The 16315-nt window shown below is 64.9% G+C and carries 19 protein-coding genes; 13 read left to right on the top strand and 6 right to left on the bottom strand.

All coding sequences use genetic code 11. From position 1 onward, the window contains the following. Positions 1-86 precede the first annotated feature (86 nt). The 6 genes from leuD to BLS48_RS05370 all read left to right on the top strand — a co-directional run bounded on the left by leuD (position 87) and on the right by BLS48_RS05370 (position 4381). On the top strand, positions 87-692 hold the full coding sequence (leuD, locus tag BLS48_RS05345) for a 3-isopropylmalate dehydratase small subunit (protein ID WP_091575953.1): 606 nt from the start codon (positions 87-89) through the stop codon (positions 690-692). Between the two features lie 72 nt (positions 693-764). Beyond that, positions 765-1688: a hypothetical protein gene (locus BLS48_RS05350; RefSeq protein WP_091575954.1), complete on the top strand. Its 924-nt coding sequence runs from the start codon at positions 765-767 to the stop codon at positions 1686-1688. A gap of 231 nt (positions 1689-1919) precedes the next feature. Beyond that, the gene (locus tag BLS48_RS05355; protein ID WP_091575955.1) at positions 1920-2303 is read left to right on the top strand and encodes a RidA family protein; all 384 of its coding nucleotides are present in this window, start codon (positions 1920-1922) and stop codon (positions 2301-2303) included. Between the two features lie 4 nt (positions 2304-2307). Continuing rightward, positions 2308-2658: a VOC family protein gene (locus BLS48_RS05360; protein ID WP_091575956.1), complete on the top strand. Its 351-nt coding sequence runs from the start codon at positions 2308-2310 to the stop codon at positions 2656-2658. A gap of 129 nt (positions 2659-2787) precedes the next feature. Beyond that, positions 2788-3891 carry a 3-isopropylmalate dehydrogenase gene (leuB, locus tag BLS48_RS05365; protein ID WP_091575957.1) on the top strand — a complete coding sequence of 368 codons (1104 nt, stop codon included), beginning with the start codon at positions 2788-2790 and terminating at the stop codon, positions 3889-3891. Positions 3892-3895: 4 nt separating this feature from the next. Continuing rightward, positions 3896-4381 carry a GNAT family N-acetyltransferase gene (locus BLS48_RS05370; protein WP_091575958.1) on the top strand — a complete coding sequence of 162 codons (486 nt, stop codon included), beginning with the start codon at positions 3896-3898 and terminating at the stop codon, positions 4379-4381. On the opposite strand, the gene BLS48_RS05375 is transcribed toward BLS48_RS05370, so the two are convergent. Continuing rightward, complete coding sequence (locus BLS48_RS05375) at positions 4371-5075, bottom strand: DUF805 domain-containing protein (protein WP_091575959.1); 705 nt, start codon at positions 5073-5075, stop codon at positions 4371-4373. The two genes, BLS48_RS05370 and BLS48_RS05375, sit on opposite strands and share 11 nt — an antisense overlap. A 143-nt stretch (positions 5076-5218) precedes the next feature. Between BLS48_RS05375 and BLS48_RS05380 the strand changes: the two genes are divergently transcribed. Beyond that, positions 5219-6670, top strand: a complete 1452-nt coding sequence (locus tag BLS48_RS05380; RefSeq protein ID WP_091575960.1) for a glycosyltransferase — start codon at positions 5219-5221, stop codon at positions 6668-6670. Here the strand turns inward: BLS48_RS05380 and BLS48_RS05385 are convergent. Beyond that, positions 6667-8538, bottom strand: coding sequence for a DEAD/DEAH box helicase (locus tag BLS48_RS05385; protein WP_091575961.1), 1872 nt, complete (start codon positions 8536-8538; stop codon positions 6667-6669). The two genes, BLS48_RS05380 and BLS48_RS05385, sit on opposite strands and share 4 nt — an antisense overlap. 424 nt (positions 8539-8962) lie before the next feature. Between BLS48_RS05385 and BLS48_RS05390 the strand changes: the two genes are divergently transcribed. Both BLS48_RS05390 and BLS48_RS05395 read left to right on the top strand, forming a co-directional pair. After that, the gene (locus BLS48_RS05390; protein WP_091575962.1) at positions 8963-9997 is read left to right on the top strand and encodes an aspartate-semialdehyde dehydrogenase; all 1035 of its coding nucleotides are present in this window, start codon (positions 8963-8965) and stop codon (positions 9995-9997) included. A 147-nt stretch (positions 9998-10144) separates the two neighbouring features. Further along, entirely contained in the window at positions 10145-10597 is a 453-nt protein-coding gene (locus BLS48_RS05395; protein ID WP_244529517.1) for a GNAT family N-acetyltransferase, read from the top strand. Here BLS48_RS05395 and BLS48_RS05400 read toward each other — a convergent pair whose 3' ends face one another. Next, on the bottom strand, positions 10598-11005 hold the full coding sequence (locus BLS48_RS05400; protein WP_091575963.1) for an ACT domain-containing protein: 408 nt from the start codon (positions 11003-11005) through the stop codon (positions 10598-10600). 193 nt (positions 11006-11198) lie between these two features. Here BLS48_RS05400 and BLS48_RS05405 point away from each other — a divergent pair, with 193 nt between their 5' ends. The 4 genes from BLS48_RS05405 to BLS48_RS05420 all read left to right on the top strand — a co-directional run bounded on the left by BLS48_RS05405 (position 11199) and on the right by BLS48_RS05420 (position 13679). Then, on the top strand, positions 11199-12104 hold the full coding sequence (locus tag BLS48_RS05405) for a bestrophin family protein (protein WP_091575964.1): 906 nt from the start codon (positions 11199-11201) through the stop codon (positions 12102-12104). A 216-nt stretch (positions 12105-12320) separates the two neighbouring features. Further along, positions 12321-12731, top strand: a complete 411-nt coding sequence (locus tag BLS48_RS05410; protein WP_091575965.1) for a DoxX family protein — start codon at positions 12321-12323, stop codon at positions 12729-12731. A gap of 17 nt (positions 12732-12748) precedes the next feature. Then, complete coding sequence (locus BLS48_RS05415; RefSeq protein WP_091575966.1) at positions 12749-13276, top strand: SRPBCC family protein; 528 nt, start codon at positions 12749-12751, stop codon at positions 13274-13276. 139 nt (positions 13277-13415) lie between these two features. Further along, positions 13416-13679, top strand: coding sequence for a YMGG-like glycine zipper-containing protein (locus BLS48_RS05420; protein ID WP_091575967.1), 264 nt, complete (start codon positions 13416-13418; stop codon positions 13677-13679). 82 nt (positions 13680-13761) lie between these two features. Here the strand turns inward: BLS48_RS05420 and rpsP are convergent, their stop codons facing one another. From rpsP to ffh, 3 genes are all read right to left on the bottom strand, one after another. Further along, positions 13762-14163, bottom strand: a complete 402-nt coding sequence (gene rpsP / locus BLS48_RS05425; RefSeq protein WP_091575968.1) for a 30S ribosomal protein S16 — start codon at positions 14161-14163, stop codon at positions 13762-13764. Positions 14164-14272: 109 nt separating this feature from the next. After that, positions 14273-14599, bottom strand: coding sequence for a chorismate mutase (locus BLS48_RS05430; protein ID WP_091575969.1), 327 nt, complete (start codon positions 14597-14599; stop codon positions 14273-14275). A gap of 7 nt (positions 14600-14606) precedes the next feature. Next, positions 14607-16214: a signal recognition particle protein gene (gene ffh, locus BLS48_RS05435; RefSeq protein ID WP_091575970.1), complete on the bottom strand. Its 1608-nt coding sequence runs from the start codon at positions 16212-16214 to the stop codon at positions 14607-14609. Between the last annotated feature and the right edge of the window lie 101 nt (positions 16215-16315).

Raw genomic sequence — 16315 nt, forward strand, 5'->3', positions numbered from 1 at the left:
ACAAACAGTTGGCTTTTATTTGCCCGCGGCTTTGTGTAAACCGGGCCTCAGCAAATCCCCCCGCAACGAAGACACGGGCAAAAGCCATGGAAAAATTCACCAAGCTCACCGGCGTCGCCGCTCCGATGCCGATCGTCAATGTCGACACCGACATGATCATCCCGAAGGATTATCTGAAGACGATCAAGCGCACCGGGCTTGGCACCGGGCTGTTCGCCGAAATGCGCTACAATGAAGACGGTTCGGAAAATCCGGATTTCGTGCTCAACAAGCCGGCCTACCGCAAGGCGCAGATCCTGGTCACCGGCGACAATTTCGGCTGCGGCTCGAGCCGCGAGCATGCGCCGTGGGCGCTGCTCGACTTCGGCATCCGTTGCGTCATCTCGACCTCGTTCGCCGACATTTTCTACAACAACTGCTTCAAGAACGGCGTGCTGCCGATCACCGTCAGCCCCGAGGACCTCGAGAAGCTGATGGACGATGCTTCGCGCGGCTCCAACGCCACTCTGTCGATCGACCTCGAAGCCAAGGAAATCCGCGGGCCGGATGGCGGCGTGGTCAAGTTCGACCTCGACGATTTCAAGCGGCACTGCATGCTCAACGGGCTCGACGACATCGGCCTGACCATGGAGAAGGCCGGCGCCATCGCCTCGTTCGAGAAGCGCAACGCCGAACTGCGCCCCTGGGCCTGAGCGGCACCCTGTCCGACGGATAGGCCCGGCCCTTTCAGGCCGGGTTCGTGGCGACTGAAGGGAGGGACAGTCATGACACGTTCTCTTTTTGCCGGCGTTTGCGCGGTGGCCTTGTTGCTGGTCCCCGCCGCGTTTGCCCAGACGCAGACGCCTGCTGCGCAGCCGGCGCCAGCGGCTGAAAAGCCTGCCGCCGATCAGGGCACGGACGCCGCTGACGCTTCCGACGACGACAAGCAGGCACCCGTGCCGTTCGAGGGTGGCCAGCTGACCATCACCCAGCCGGAGCAGGACGGTGAGAAGGTGCTTGCCTATGACGGCAAGGAACTGGCCAGCAACTATGACGTCTTCTTCGACAGGATCGTCGAGGTCGGCGGCGTCAAGGTGGCGCTGTTCGATGTCGGCGATGGCGGCAATCAATGCGGGCCGGCAACGGTGATCGTCTGGAAGCCGGAAGGCGGCACCATCCAGAGCACGACGGTCGAACAGGACGAGTGCGGCGCGCCGCCATCGGCGGTGTCCGACAACGCCATCTATTTCGTGCCCTATCTGTTGCCGGGCGATGCAAAGCCGGCTTTGCAATGGTCGCCCACCGGCGGGCTGACCACTTCGGGCAATCTGACCTACATGCCGGAACCCGGCACCGACTGGAAGGATGTCGACCCGTCGAAATACGACAACATCATCGACGCCTTCCACAACGAGGCTGTCTACAAGGAGGCCGAAAAGCTGCTCGGCAAGGACATGCCAGACATGGCGACCAGCCTGCTTGTCGGCGGCGGCACGGAAAAGACCGCGTCGGGCGCCTTCTATGCCAGCGGTTGCGTGCCGCATGATTGCGGCGGCAATGACGGCTTCATGGCGGTCGACCCGGCCCAGCACAAGCTCTACTTCGCCCGCCGCGGCGACAATGGCGAGCCGAACGCCTGGCCGGCGGTGACGACATGGCCGGCCGATGTGAAGGAGGCGCTGGACAAGGCGCTGGGGTCCGCGAACTAGGGTGATGCCGGCCTGCAAACGGCGGCTTCCTGCGCTTCCGGTGCTCACGTATTTTAAGTACGCTCCGCTCTGGGTCTCGGAATCCGCCGTTTTCGACTCGGCCTGACCTGAATCTCAACATACCCTCGACCCCCATCCCTCCATCGTCGGGACAATAGCCAGTCCTGTCTGGCCTATGGTGCGACGGTGCCTTTCCTTTCAAAACGTCCTGAACAATTCTGCGAGGACCCCATGCGCAAGCTCATCTCCACCGGCTCGCCGTTCGAAAAGACCGCCGGCTATTCGCGTGCGGTGGTGCAGGGCGACTGGTGCTTCGTGTCCGGCACGACCGGCTACGACTATGCGACGATGACGATGCCGGAGACGGTCGAGGCGCAGACGCGCAATTGCCTGGCGACGATCGGCAAGGCGTTGCAGGATGGCGGCTTCGCGATGGCCGATGTGGTGCGCGCGCATTACTACATCACCGACCAGGCCTTCGTGGACATCGTCTTTCCGATCCTGGGCGAGACGTTCGGCGACATCAGGCCGGCGGCGACGATGATCGTCTGCCAGCTCAACAAGCCGGAAATGAAGATCGAAATCGAGGTGACGGCGCTGCGGCGGACAGCTTGATCGGATGAAGGTCAAGCGCATCATTGCCAACATCGCCACGCAGGACATCGCGGCGGCAAAGCGTTTCTACCACGACGTGCTCGGCCTCGACCTGCTCATGGATCATGGCTGGATCGCCACCTACGGCTCGGCCGGGACCATGGATATCCAGATCAGCTTCGCCGAACAGGGCGGCTCGGGCACGCCGGTGCCGGATCTGTCGATCGAGGTCGACGATGTCGAGGCCGCGCTTGAAGCCATGAAGACGGCTGGCTTCGCCATCGAATACGGGCCGGCCGAAGAACCCTGGGGCGTGCGGCGGTTCTATGTGCGCGATCCCTATGGCAGGCTGGTCAACATTCTCTCGCATCGGTGAAGAGCTATGCCCTCTTACGAGATGCTGGCGGGACAACATGTGAAGGATCGCGGCTCTCGTCCCCTTGCGCGCCGGGCGCTTGGCGTTTAGCAAGGCGCCGGTTCGAATTCTTTCTGGGACGGTTTCTCCATGGCAACGAAGCATCTTTTCCTGCTCCCCGGCGACGGCATCGGCCCGGAGGCCATGGCCGAGGTCAAGAAGCTGATCGCTGCCATGAACGAAAAGCTCGGCAGCGGCTTCGTCACCGAGGACGGTCTGGTCGGCGGCTGCGCCTACGACGCGCATGGCGCGGCGATTTCGGATGCCGACATGGCAAAGGCAATGGCGGCCGACGCGGTGCTGTTCGGCGCCGTCGGCGGGCCGAAATGGGATGCGGTGCCTTACGAAGTGCGCCCCGAAGCCGGCCTGCTGCGGCTGCGCAAGGACATGGAGCTGTTCGCCAATCTGCGCCCGGCCATCTGCTATCCGGCGCTGGCGGCGTCCTCCTCGCTCAAGCAGGAAGTGGTCGAAGGCCTCGACATCCTCATCGTGCGCGAGTTGACCGGCGGCGTCTATTTCGGCGAGCCCAAGCAGATCATCGATCTCGGCAACGGCCAGAAGCGCGGCATCGACACCCAGGTCTACGACACGTTCGAGATCGAGCGCATTTCGGGCGTCGCCTTCGAACTGGCGCGTACCCGCAAGAACCACGTCACCTCGATGGAAAAGCGCAATGTGATGAAGTCGGGCGTGCTGTGGAACGAGGTCGTCACCCAGACCCACAAGGCGCGCTATTCAGACGTCAAGCTCGACCACATGCTGGCCGATGCCGGCGGCATGCAGCTGGTGCGCTGGCCCAAGCAGTTCGACGTCATCGTCACCGACAATCTGTTCGGCGACATGCTGTCCGACATCGCCGCCATGCTGACCGGCTCGATCGGCATGCTGCCGTCGGCCTCGCTCGGCGCCCCGGATGCCAAGACCAAGAAGCGCAAGGCGCTCTACGAGCCGGTGCACGGTTCGGCGCCGGACATTGCCGGCAAGGGCATCGCCAACCCGATCGCCATGATCGCCTCCTTCGCCATGTGCCTGCGTTATTCCTTCGGCATGGTGGCGGAAGCCGACCGTCTCGAGGGCGCCATCGCCGCGGTGCTCGACGATGGCCTGCGCACCAAGGACATCATGTCCGAAGGCATGACCGAGGTCGGCACGGTGCGGATGGGCGACGCGATCATCGCCAAATTCCTGGGCTGAGCCGATGGCGGTCGACGTCCGCTGGGCGACGACCGAGGATGCGGCCGCACTCGCGGCCATGCTGTGCGAGATGGCGGTGCATTACCGGCAGCCGCCTCTTGCCGCCGACCGGGCCCTTGCCGCTGCGCGGAAATGGCTGGCCGAGGAAAGTCCGGCCTATCCGCATTTCGCGCTCGCCTTCGTCGAGGGAGAGGTCAGCGGCCTGGCATCGGTGGCGATCGCGCATCCCGGCATCGATCTCGAGCGGCTCTTGTTCCTCAAGGACCTGTTCGTGCGCGGCAAGGCTCGCAACGCCGGCATTGGCCGCGCGCTGATCGGCTTTCTCGCCGACCATTGCCGGCGCCACGGCATCGGCCGCATCGACCTGACCACCGAGGACTGGAACGAGGGCGCGCTGCGTTTCTACGCGCGGCTCGGCGCCGAGCGCCATGGCCAGAAGATTGTCCTCAGATTGTCGGGCGAGTCGCTGGCGGTCGCGACTAAACCCTGATCCCTGCCGGCACCGGTCCCCATTGGTTTTCCCTGGCCTGCGTCGGGATCAGGGCGAAGACTAGGATGATCAGGCCGCCGATGGAGGGGATGAGCATCACCAGGCAGAGCCAGCCCGGCAGGCCGATATCGTGCAGGCGGCGCACGATCATGCCGAGGCCGGGCAGGAACGTGCCCAGCAGGAAAACGCCGAAAAGCCCGACCGTCACCGCCGGCATCTCGGCGCTGTCGAGATTGCCCATCTCGACATCGGCAAAAATGCCGATGCCAAGGATCGCCAGCAAAGCGATCGTCCAGAACAGGCAATAGCCCCAATATTCCTTGCGGCGGGCGCGGCCGGCGAAATTGAAGTAGTTGCCTGTCAGGCCGCGCCAGAAATAACCCCACAGGTCGGTGGGCTCGGCTGGCTCGGAGGACCGGCCGAAATGCTGCGCCTGGGATGCGCGCGCTGCCGGCGTATTGCCAGCTTGAGCCGGTGCCGCGTTCGCACTGGCATCGCTGGCCAGGTCTTGGGCGGTGATCGAAAAAACGTCACGCGCCTGGCCGCCGGCCGGCTGGAATTCGACCCTCGTGCCTCGTGCCATGGCGGTTTCGCGGCGCAGGTCCTCGCGCCTGAACGTGTAACGGTTGCCGTCCGCCCCGGTGATGAAGCCGAAGCCCTGGTCCTCGTCATAATGGAGCACTTCGCCGCGCATCACCCACCCCCTTGTCGCCACGTCCCCCGGCCAAGGTGTGGCACAGGGCCGAGCCCGTCGGCAAGGCCGCGCGACATGGCTACCGTCCCCGCGGCAAATGAAGCATAAGACAGGACGTGAAACCGCCCTCGCAAAAACAGACAATGACAGCCGAGCGTTCTGATGCCAGCGTCGTGACCGAGGACGGGGAGGTCATAACGCCGCCCCCGACACTGGCCATCGATGCCACCGGCCTGATGTTGTGGCCGCCCGGCAAGGGTCTGGCTGGCATCCCGCGGGTGGAGAGCTTTCTGATCAACGCGGCGTTGGCGGATCCCGACCCTTGCGTGGACGTGGTCGCGTTCCGGTCCGGGGAAGGCCGGTTTCGACCGCTTGCTCCCTACGAACAGGAACATGTCGCGACCGGCGAGATCTCACCCCGCCGTGTCAAACGATGGCCGGGAAGAAGCATGGCGTTGTCGCAGGCTTTCGCGGCGGTGAGGCAACAGCCATGGGACAAGCGCGAGGCAGACCGTCACCTCGCCAAGACGGTGACCAACGGCCGGAAGGGGGTTGCCTATCGCGCGACGAGGCTGCTGATCCGCGCCTATCGCCTGTATCGGCGGGCGCGGATCCGTCTGGGCCCGAGCCAGGATGCTCCGCACCGGACCGCCGAGGCCGAACGCAGCCTTGTGCTGATCAGCCATCACATCCTGACCCAGGAAGACCGGTCCGCTGTCTCGGGCGCTGCCGGCAAGCTTGCCTTCCTCTGCCACGATATCATCCCGGCACTACGCCCCGATTTGCTTGGCGCGGGCACCGGCGAGCGTCGTTTCGGGTCTTATCTCGAGCAGCTCGTGCGCTCCGGCGCGCCAGCGTTCTGCGCTTCCGACGAGGTCGGCGCCACCCTCACCGATCATATGCGCAAGGCCGGCCTCGAACCGCCCGTGGTATATCGGTTTCCGATGCCTTCCATCCTGCACGAGACGGCATCGCGCATCGGCGCGACCTCTCGCATCGAGGCCGGCGAACCGTTCGTGCTCTATTGCTCGACCATCGAAGTGCGCAAGAACCACATCCTGCTGGCCCGCATCTGGCAACAGGCGCTCGAGGAAGGGGTCAAGCTGCCGAGACTTGTCTGCGCCGGGCGCTGGGGCTGGATGATCGAGCCGCTGCGCGCCTATCTCAAGGCTCACCCCGGTCTGTTGCAGTCGGTCACCTTCACCGGGCTGGTCAGCGACGAGGAGCTGATCCGCTACTATCGCAGCGCGTCCTTCGGCGTCTTTCCCTCGCATATCGAAGGCTGGGGCTACGGCGCCTCGGAATGCCTCGATTTCGGCATTCCGGTCATCGTTTCGACGACGCCGTCGCTGATCGAGGCGACCGGTGGCCTGATGCCGGCGATCGAGTCCAACGACCAGACCGGCTGGTACGCTGCCATCCGCAGGATGGCGGAGGACAATGCCTGGCGTTCCTCGCTGGCGGAGCGCATCGCCCAACAGCATCGGCCGACGCCGGCATCGGCAAGCTGGGCCGCCATCAAGGCGGGACTGCAGGCAAGCGTGGCTGGCAATGTCGCAGCCGCCGCGCCGCTGCAAACCACGCGGCTCCGTTAGGCCGGCCGCTTCTTCGCTTTCTTGTGCTTCGGCGCGCCGGTGTTTTCGAATTTCGGCTTGCCCGGCTTCTTCGCCCACGGCTTGGCTTCGAATGCGCCGGCGGGGCGTTGATCGGCCGATGCCGGGTGCTTGTCGAATTTGCGCTTCGGCGCGTTCGGGTCGAACGGCGCCTTGCCGCGATGCGGTTTCTTGTCCGGGCTTGGCGGCTGGTAGCCGGCCCGCGACAAATCGGGCGTGCCGTCGAGCCGCTTGACCGCGATGTTGCCCTGCAATTTGCGGTCGGGACCGATAGCCACGAGGAAGCGGTCGGCCCAATCGGCCGATATCTGCACGTAGGTCTCTTCGGGCTGCATCTTGATGGCGCCGATCTCGCGCTTGGTGATGCTGCCGGTGCGGCACAGCATCGGGATCAGCCAGCGCGGCTCGGCATTCTGCCGGCGCCCGATCGACAGCGAGAACCAGACGCTGGCGCCGAAATCATCGCGGCGGCTGGGCGCCTCGTCCCGGCGCGCGAAGTTATCGCCCGCCGGTCTTTCACGCGATGGCGTGAACGGCGCGATTTCCATGAGGTCCTCTGGCGCCGAGCGGCTGGCGCGGCACTGGCGCACGAAGGCGGCCGCCACCTGTTCGGCGCCATGCCTGGCGAGAAGCGCGTCGATGAAACCGCGCTCGTCATCCTTCACCGGCTCCTCGAAAGCCGGGTCGGCAAGAATGCGCTCGTCGTCGCGACGAATGACATCGTCGGCCGAGGGCGGGTTTGCCCAGGTCGCCTTGAGCCCGGCATTCTGCAAAAGCCGCTCGGTGCGCTTGCGGGCGCTGTTGGGAACGATCAGCGCGCTGACGCCCTTGCGCCCGGCGCGGCCGGTTCGACCGCTGCGGTGCAGCAGCGTTTCCGGGTTGGTCGGCAGGTCGGCGTGGATCACCAGTTCAAGGTTGGGCAGGTCGATGCCGCGCGCCGCCACATCGGTGGCGATGCAGACCTTGGCGCGGCCATCGCGCATCGCCTGCAGCGCATGGCTGCGCTCGTTCTGGCTGAGCTCGCCCGACAGCGCGACGACGGAAAAGTTGCGGTTGTTGAAGCGCGCGGTGAGATGATTGACGGCGGCGCGGGTGTTGCAGAACACCAGCGCGTTCTTGGCCTCGTAGTAGCGCAGCACGTTGATGATGGCGTTTTCGCGGTCGGCCTGGGCAACGCTCAGCGCCCGGTATTCGATGTCGAGATGCTGCTTTTCCTCACCGGCGGCCGAGATGCGCACGGCATTGCGCTGATAGCCCTGGGCCAGCGTGGCGATGGAGCGCGGCACGGTGGCCGAGAACATCAGCGTGCGACGTTCGGCCGGTGCGGCGTCGAGGATGAATTCGAGGTCTTCGCGAAAGCCGAGATCGAGCATCTCGTCGGCCTCGTCGAGCACCACGGCCTTGAGCGCCGACATGTCGAGAGAATGCCGCGTGATGTGGTCGCGCAAGCGGCCGGGCGTGCCGACGACGATATGGGCGCCGCGCTCCAGCACACGCCGCTCGGAGCGCATGTCCATGCCGCCGACGCAGGACGCCACCGTGGCGCCGGTCAGCTCATAGAGCCATTCCAGTTCGCGCGTCACCTGCAGCGCCAGCTCGCGCGTCGGCGCCACGGCCAGAGCCAGCGGCGCCGCGGCGTGGCCAAAGCGCTCCGCGTCGCCCAGAAGGGTCGGCGCCAAAGCAAGGCCGAAGGCGACGGTCTTGCCGGAGCCGGTCTGGGCGGACACCAGCGCGTCGGCCTCACCGAGTTCGGGGGCCAGAACCGCCTTTTGCACCGGGGTCAGCTCGGAATAGCCGCGTTTTTCCAGCGCCCTGGCAAGCGCTGGAACAATAGCTTCGAAGTTGGACATCTCGCTCTTTCGGAATTCAGGGTCTGCGCTCGTTATGGAGCGCGTGCCGGGGCCGGCGCCGCGCCAGCCAAACAATCTTGGCCGTTCGTACTTCCTGCTGCCTCTCTTGTACAGGGAAAGCCGCGTCGCTCAGCAATTGACTCTTGACGCAAACCGCGTAAAAGCCCGCTTCGAACGGGATCATTTTCGATGCGCGGCCTCTTGATGGCTTTTACTGCATTCGACCTCCCTGGCCACAATCATCTGGCCGGGCGTGTCGGCGCGTCCCCTCGTTCCAGCAAAACCACGGCCAAAAAAACCACCACCAAAACGGTGTGATTCCCTTGGCCTAACCACCCTCTCCCGGGTCCGGCCCGGGGGACGGAACCCGCATCGGCCGGCGGGTTTCTCCAAAAAACCAAGCGGAGAGGGACAGGAGATATCTATGAGTTTCAAGGTTGCAGTCGTCGGCGCCACGGGCAATGTGGGCCGGGAAATGCTCAACATACTGGAAGAGCGCGGCTTTCCGGTGAGCGAAGTCGTGGCGCTCGCCTCGAGGCGCAGCCAGGGCACGGAAGTGTCGTTCGGCGACCGCACGCTGAAGGTCAGGGCGCTCGACCAATATGATTTTTCCGACACCGACATCTGCATCATGTCGGCCGGCGGCAACGTCTCCAAGGAATGGTCGCCGAAGATCGGCAAGCAGGGCTGCGTCGTCATCGATAATTCGTCGGCCTTCCGCTACGACCAGGACGTGCCGCTGATCGTGCCGGAAGTGAACCCGGACGCGATCTCGCTGTTCACGCGCAAGAACATCATCGCCAACCCGAACTGCTCGACGGCGCAGCTCGTCGTGGCGCTGAAGCCGCTGCATGACTTCGCCACCATCAAGCGCGTCGTCGTCGCCACCTACCAGTCAGTGTCGGGCGCCGGCAAGGAAGGCATGGACGAGCTGTTCACGCAGACGCGCGCGGTCTTCGTCGCCGACGGCGTCGAGGTCAAGAAGTTCACCAAGCGCATCGCCTTCAACGTCATCCCGCATATCGACGTCTTCCTCGACGACGGCTCCACCAAGGAAGAGTGGAAGATGGTGGCCGAGACCAAGAAGATGCTCGATCCCAAGATCAAGCTGACGGCGACCTGCGTGCGCGTGCCGGTGTTCATCGGCCATTCGGAAGCGGTCAACATCGAGTTCGAGAAGCCGATCACCGCCGACGAGGCGCGCGATATCCTGCGCGAGGCGCCGGGCTGCCAGGTCTTGGACAAGCGCGAGGACGGCGGCTACATCACGCCGCTGGAATCGGCCGGCGAGGACGCCACCTTCATCTCGCGCATCCGCGAGGATTCGACCATCGACAACGGCCTGTCGATGTGGATCGTCTCCGACAATCTGCGCAAGGGCGCGGCCCTCAACGCGGTGCAGATCGCCGAGCTTCTAGTCGAGCGCGGCCTGATCCAGCCGAAGAAGAAGGCGGCTTAGTTTTCGCTCACGGGGCTCGGCCTTCGGCCGATTCAGTTTTCGCTCACGGGCCGTATCGCCGCTTGCGCGGCTGGCCCTCCGCGAGGGCGCCGGACGACCGGCGGTCCGCGGTCGCGGGCTCGGCCTTTGGCCGATTGGTGATCAATTGTGAGCGATAGAGCTAAAGTTGCATTGCGCCCGGCGATCGGCTTCGACGCAGGCGCCGTCGCGAAGATCATGCGGGCAGCGCTTGGCTCGTTCGACTGGATGCCGGTCGTGCATACGCCGGCCGAGGACTTTGCCTTCATCCACGATGTCGTGCTGCCACGGCAGCAGGTCACGGTCGCCGAGGCCGGCAAGGAGATTGTCGGCTTCATCGCCGTCAGCGGTGATTGGGTGGAGCAGCTCTATCTCGATCCAGCCTGGACCCGGCGAGGCATCGGCAGCCGGTTGCTGATGGACGCGACCACTGCCCTGCCGGTGGTTAAACTGCATTGCTTCCAGCCCAACACCGGCGCCCGACGCTTCTACGAGCGGCATGGGTTCGTTGCCGTGAGTTTCGGCGATGGAACCAGCAACGAGGAAGGTCTGCCGGACATCCTCTACGTCCGCGGGCGCTGATCAGCCGGCGCTGTCCCTAGCCAGCTGGCGCAGCAGCTCCATCGCTTCCTCCGCCCGCTCGGCGGGGACGAAGAGATGGTCGTGGTAGAAAGCCGAGACCGGATTGACGGCCATGCCGGCGGCGGCCAGCCGCGTGGTGATAGCGGCGAGGAAGCCGACGGCTTCCAGCGACGAATGGATGTTCAGCGTGATCATGCGGCAGCGGAACGAAGCGGCCAGCCCCGCAGCGCTGGCCGCGCCCTCGGTGACGATCAGCGTCGTTCCCTCGCGCTCGCGAAACACCATCACCGGCTCAACGCCTTCCGGCTGAGGGACGCCGGGCGGCAGCGTGACGAAGACATAGGTGCCGGCGAGCAATTCCGGCGTCATCGACGCCAACAGGGTCTTCAGATCGGTCTCGCCGGTCATTCGTCGTCTCTCGCCTGATGCGGGCTCGCTGCCCGCGTGTTCCTCAATATCCGCGACTGACGAATGCGGATAGTCCGCGCCAGTGCGCGTTGGACGGACGACATAGCGATGTCGCTGGCGGCTGGGCTTGCGGATCTGTCGTGTCGCACAATAGAGGAGCTGAGGACCAGCGCCGGTCCGCGAAAGGCCTTTGATGATCGTCCGCCCGCGCCCACGCCTTCTGCACCTGTTCTTCATCATGCGCGGCTCGGTGGTGCCGCGCATCCTGCCGCAGATTTTTGGTTTCGCCGCCTATGGCGCGCTGGTGGTGGTGGTTGTGCGGGCGCTGAAGCTCGACTTCGGCAATGCCGGCACCGCGCCCTTCGCGCTGCTCGGCGTGGCGCTGTCGATCTATCTCGGCTTCCGCAACAACGCCGCCTACGACCGCTGGTGGGAAGCGCGCAAACTGTGGGGCCAGCTTGTCTTCGACATCCGCAACCTGGCGCGCGCCTCCGCCGGGCTCGTTGACGACCGGACCGAACTGCGCGGCCTGCTGATGGAAGCGATCGCCTTCTGCCACTTCCTGCGTGGCCTGCTGAGGCGGGTCGACGCAGCGCCGCAGGCCCGCGCTTTCATCGGCGACGAAACCGAGATCGTCGCCAGGGCGGCCAACGCGCCGGACGCGATGGTGCGCGGCATGGGCCGCCGCATCGCGGCGCTGCGCAAGGCCGGCGCGATCGATACGATCGGCTACCGCATCCTCGACGAGCGCCTGTCGGAAATCGCGGCTGCGCAGGCGGGATGCGAGCGCATCATGGGAACACCCTTGCCGTTCGCCTACACCTTGCTTCTGCAGCGCACCGCCTATGTCTTCTGCCTGCTCTTGCCCTTCGGGCTGGTGTCCGGCGCCGGCTGGGCAACGCCGCTGTTCACCGCGCTGATCGCCTACACCTTCTTCGGCCTCGACGCGCTTTCGGAAGAGCTCGAGGATCCGTTCGGCACCGAGGCCAACGACCTCGCCCTCGACGGCCTGTGCCGCGTCTGCGAAATCTCGGTGTTCGAGGCGTTGGGCGAGCCGCCGCCGAAAATGCTGCCGGCGGAGAAGTTTTACTTTTCGTAGGCACTCGACGCGCCTCTCTTCGTCATCCCAGGGTTTCCGCGATGTCGCGTCACGTCGCTACGCCCTGGGATGACGAAGGGATGGTTTGCCCCCTGCGCGATCAACCTAGTGGCATTAGCGTCCCAAAAAGAATCCGCACCATGTCGGATCCTCGCCTCATGTCACGTCCTTGGTTCGACCCTGGCAAAGAGGGATCGAACATCAGGAGGGAACACCATGAGCATTTCAGAAGCCGCGCCCGTCTCGTCGGGCGCCCTGTGGACCGGCCGCGCGCTGAGCGGCATCATCGTGCTGTTCATGATCTTCGATGGCGCCATCAAGTTGCCGCCGCTCGACATCGTCACCCAGACCATGGTGCCGCTGGGCTGGCCGACCGATGCGAACGTCGCGCGGATGCTTGGCATCATCGGCCTGATCTCGACGGCGCTCTACGCATTGCCGCGCACATCGGTGCTCGGCGCCATCCTGCTCACCGCCTATATGGGCGGCGCCATCGCCACCAATGCGCGGGTAGGCAACCCGCTGTTCTCGCACACGCTGTTCGGCGTCTATCTCGGTGTCATGCTGTGGGGTGGCCTGTTCCTGCGCGACCCCGGGCTGCGCGCGCTGATCCCGTTCAGCCGATAAGCGCGAAGGAGAGAAACATGCTCGGCACCATCCTTGTCATCCTGATCGTCCTCATCGCCGTCGTGCTGATTTATGCCGCGACGCGGCCCAATGATTTCATCGTCAGCCGTTCCGTCAGCATCAAGGCGTCTGCCGACTCGATCTTTCCGCTGATCAATGATTTCAGACGCTGGCCGACATGGTCGCCCTACGAAAAGCTCGACCCGAACATGAAGCGCACGCTCTCCGGCGCCGCAAGCGGCAGGGGCGCCGCCTATGCCTGGGAAAGCAATGGCAAGGCCGGCAAGGGACGCATGGAGATCGTCAATTCGGTGCCGTCCTCGCTGGTGTCGCTCAAGCTCGAATTCGAAAAGCCGTTCAGGGCCAACAACACCGTCGACTTCTCCTTGACGCCGTCTGGCGACAGCACCACCGTCACCTGGGCGATGCGCGGCAGCCGGCCGTTCATCGCCAAGCTGATGGGCCTGTTCATGAACTTCGACACGCTGATCGGCAAGGATTTCGAGGTCGGGCTCGCCAATCTGAAGCGCGCCACCGAGGCATGACCCGCGCGGGACGTTGCTGCTTGCCCAAGCTTCCTTGAGCGGGCGGCGTCGCGATCTTCATCCTCCTCGGGATCAAATTAGCCGTCTGGGAGTTAAGCACTTGGCGGAGCGATAGCGATCCCCTGTGAGAGGAACGAAAATGAAGAAAATTATTACCATTTTGCTGTTGGCGACGGCGCTGGGCGCTTGCTCGCAAACGGAAAAAGGCGCGGCTGTGGGCGGACTGGGTGGTGCGGCAATCGGCGCGGCCGTGGCCGGAGATCCTGTCCAAGGCGCTATCGTTGGGGGCGCGGTCGGTGCCGTGGCAGGCGCCCTGATCGGTCATGCCAGCGAAAGCGGCCAGTGCCGGTACCGCGACCGCTATGGGCGGGTCTATGTCGACCGCTGCCCGAGCGGCTATTGATCGCGTAGTGCACGACACCTGAAGTCCAAACAGCAAAACGGCGGGCATAGCCCGCCGTTTTCCCGGATGCGATAAAGAATATTTATTCGGCGGTGGCGGCTTCGGCCTCGGCCGGTGCGGCGGTAGCGGCCGCGACGGCGGCCGCTGCGTCTTCCTGCGCCTTCTTCAGAAGCGCGGCGCGTTCCTGGGCCTTCTTGCCCGGCTCGGCCTTCTTCGGGTTGGAGCGAGCGTCGCGCTTGGCGATGCCGGCCTCGTCGAGGAAGCGCAGCACGCGGTCGGTCGGCTGGGCGCCGTGCGACAGCCAATGCTTGACGCGGTCGGCGTCGACCTTGACGCGCTCGCCGTCCTTGGGCAGCAGCGGGTTCCACGAGCCGAGCGACTCGATGAAACGGCCGTCGCGGGGCGAACGAGCGTCGGCGACGACGACGTGGTAGTAGGGACGCTTCTTCGAGCCCGCGCGGGCCAGTCGGATCTTCAGTGCCATTTCTTTTCTCCTAAAAGCTCTAATTCGTTAGTCGGTTGGTGGCTGAATTTTTTGTTTGTGCATGTCGTTATCCCAAAACCGCTGAGCACTTTTGGGCGACATGCACCGGTCAGCCGGCTTTCGTCACGCCGTTGGTAGCGGCGATCTGTTCATGGTGGCGGATCACTTCGCGGACGACGAAGTTGAGGAATTTTTCCGCGAAATCCGGGTCGAGATGGGCGTCCTTCGCCAGCTGGCGAAGACGGGCGATCTGCTGCTGCTCGCGCGCCGGATCGGCCGGCGGCAGCCCATGCGTCGCCTTCAGCACGCCAACCGCCTTGGTGCAGCGGAAGCGCTCGGCCAGCATGTGGATGAGTGCCGCGTCGATGTTGTCGATCGAGGCGCGATAGTCGGCCAGGACGGTGCGTGCGTCGGCCATGTCTTTTTCTTCGTTCATGGCGTCCTCACTTCTTCTTGCCAAGGCCGGGCAGGCCGCCGCCGAGACCGGGCAGGCCGGGAAGCTTCATGCCGCCGGGCAGGCCGGGCAGGCCACCGCCGCCGGGAAGACCACCGGGCAGGCCCTTCATGCCGCCGAGGCCGGCCGCCTGCGCCTGCTTCTGCAAGGCTTCGAGCTGCTTGGGGTCCATCTTCGACAGGTCGGGCATGCCGCCGCCCATCATGCCCCCGGGGCCGCCGCCTGGCATCATGCCGCCGAGGCCCATTTTCGAGGCGAGGCCGCCCATCATGCCGCGCATGAGGCCGCCGCCTTTGCCCTTGCCGCCCATCGCCTTCATCATGTCGGCCATGCCGCGATGCATCTTGAGCAGCTTGTTGATCTCGGCCGCGTCGGTGCCGGAGCCGGCGGCGATGCGCTTCTTGCGCGAATGCTTGAGGATATCGGGATTGGCGCGCTCGGCCTTGGTCATCGACGAGATGATGGCGAGCTGGCGACCGAACATCTTGTCGTCGAGGCCGGCGGCGGCCATCTGGTCCTTCATCTTGCCCATGCCGGGCATCATGCCCATGATGCCGCCCATGCCGCCCATCTTCGACATCTGTTGAAGCTGCTGGGCGAGGTCGTTGAGGTCGAATTTGCCCGACTGCATCTTCCTGGCCATCGCCGCCGCCTGCTCGGCGTCGATGTTCTCGGCGGCCTTTTCGACCAGGCTGACGATGTCGCCCATGCCGAGGATACGGTCGGCGATGCGCTTGGGATGGAATTCCTCCAGCCCGTCCATCTTCTCGCCGGTGCCGATCAGCTTGATCGGCTTGCCGGTGACGGCGCGCATGGAAAGCGCGGCGCCGCCGCGGCCGTCGCCGTCCATGCGGGTCAGCACGAGGCCGGTGATGCCGACGCGCTCGTCGAAGCTTTTCGCGAGGTTGACGGCGTCCTGGCCGGTCAGCGAATCGGCGACCAGCAGGATTTCGTGTGGGCTCGACACCTTCTTGATGTCAGCCATTTCGACCATCAGCGGCTCGTCGATGTGGGTGCGGCCGGCGGTGTCGAGGATGACCACATCGTGGCCACCGAGCTTGGCCGCCTGCACGGCGCGCCGCGCGATGTCGACCGGCGACTGGCCGTCGATGATCGGCAGCGTGGCAACCTTGACCTGCTCGCCGAGCTGGCGCAGCTGCTCCTGCGCCGCCGGCCGCCGCGTGTCGAGCGAGGCCATCAGGACCTTCTTGTTCTGACGCTCGGAAAGGCGCTTGGCGATCTTGGCCGAAGTCGTCGTCTTGCCGGAGCCCTGCAGGCCGACCATCATGATGACGACCGGAGCCGGCGCATTGAGGTCGATGGCGACGCCCTCGGCGCCCAGCATCTCGACCAGCTCGTCATGGACGATCTTGACGACCATCTGGCCGGGCTTGATCGACTTGACCACGGCGGCGCCGACGGCCTTCTCGCGCACCTTGTCGGTGAACGAGCGCACCACTTCCAGCGCCACGTCGGCTTCGAGCAGGGCACGGCGCACCTCGCGCAATGCCGCCGAGACATCAGCCTCCGACAGCGCGCCGCGGCCGGTCAGGCCGTTCAGAATGGAGCCAAGGCGCTCCTGAAGCGATTCAAACATCGATCGTCCTTCAATCTCGGTTCGGGTTCGATCCGAGAGGTAATGCGTTCGCGCCGATCATCCAAGCAAAGCCCAAAACCAAAAAGCACCCGGGGGCGCTC

This window comes from Mesorhizobium qingshengii (assembly GCF_900103325.1).
Lineage (GTDB): Bacteria > Pseudomonadota > Alphaproteobacteria > Rhizobiales > Rhizobiaceae > Mesorhizobium > Mesorhizobium qingshengii.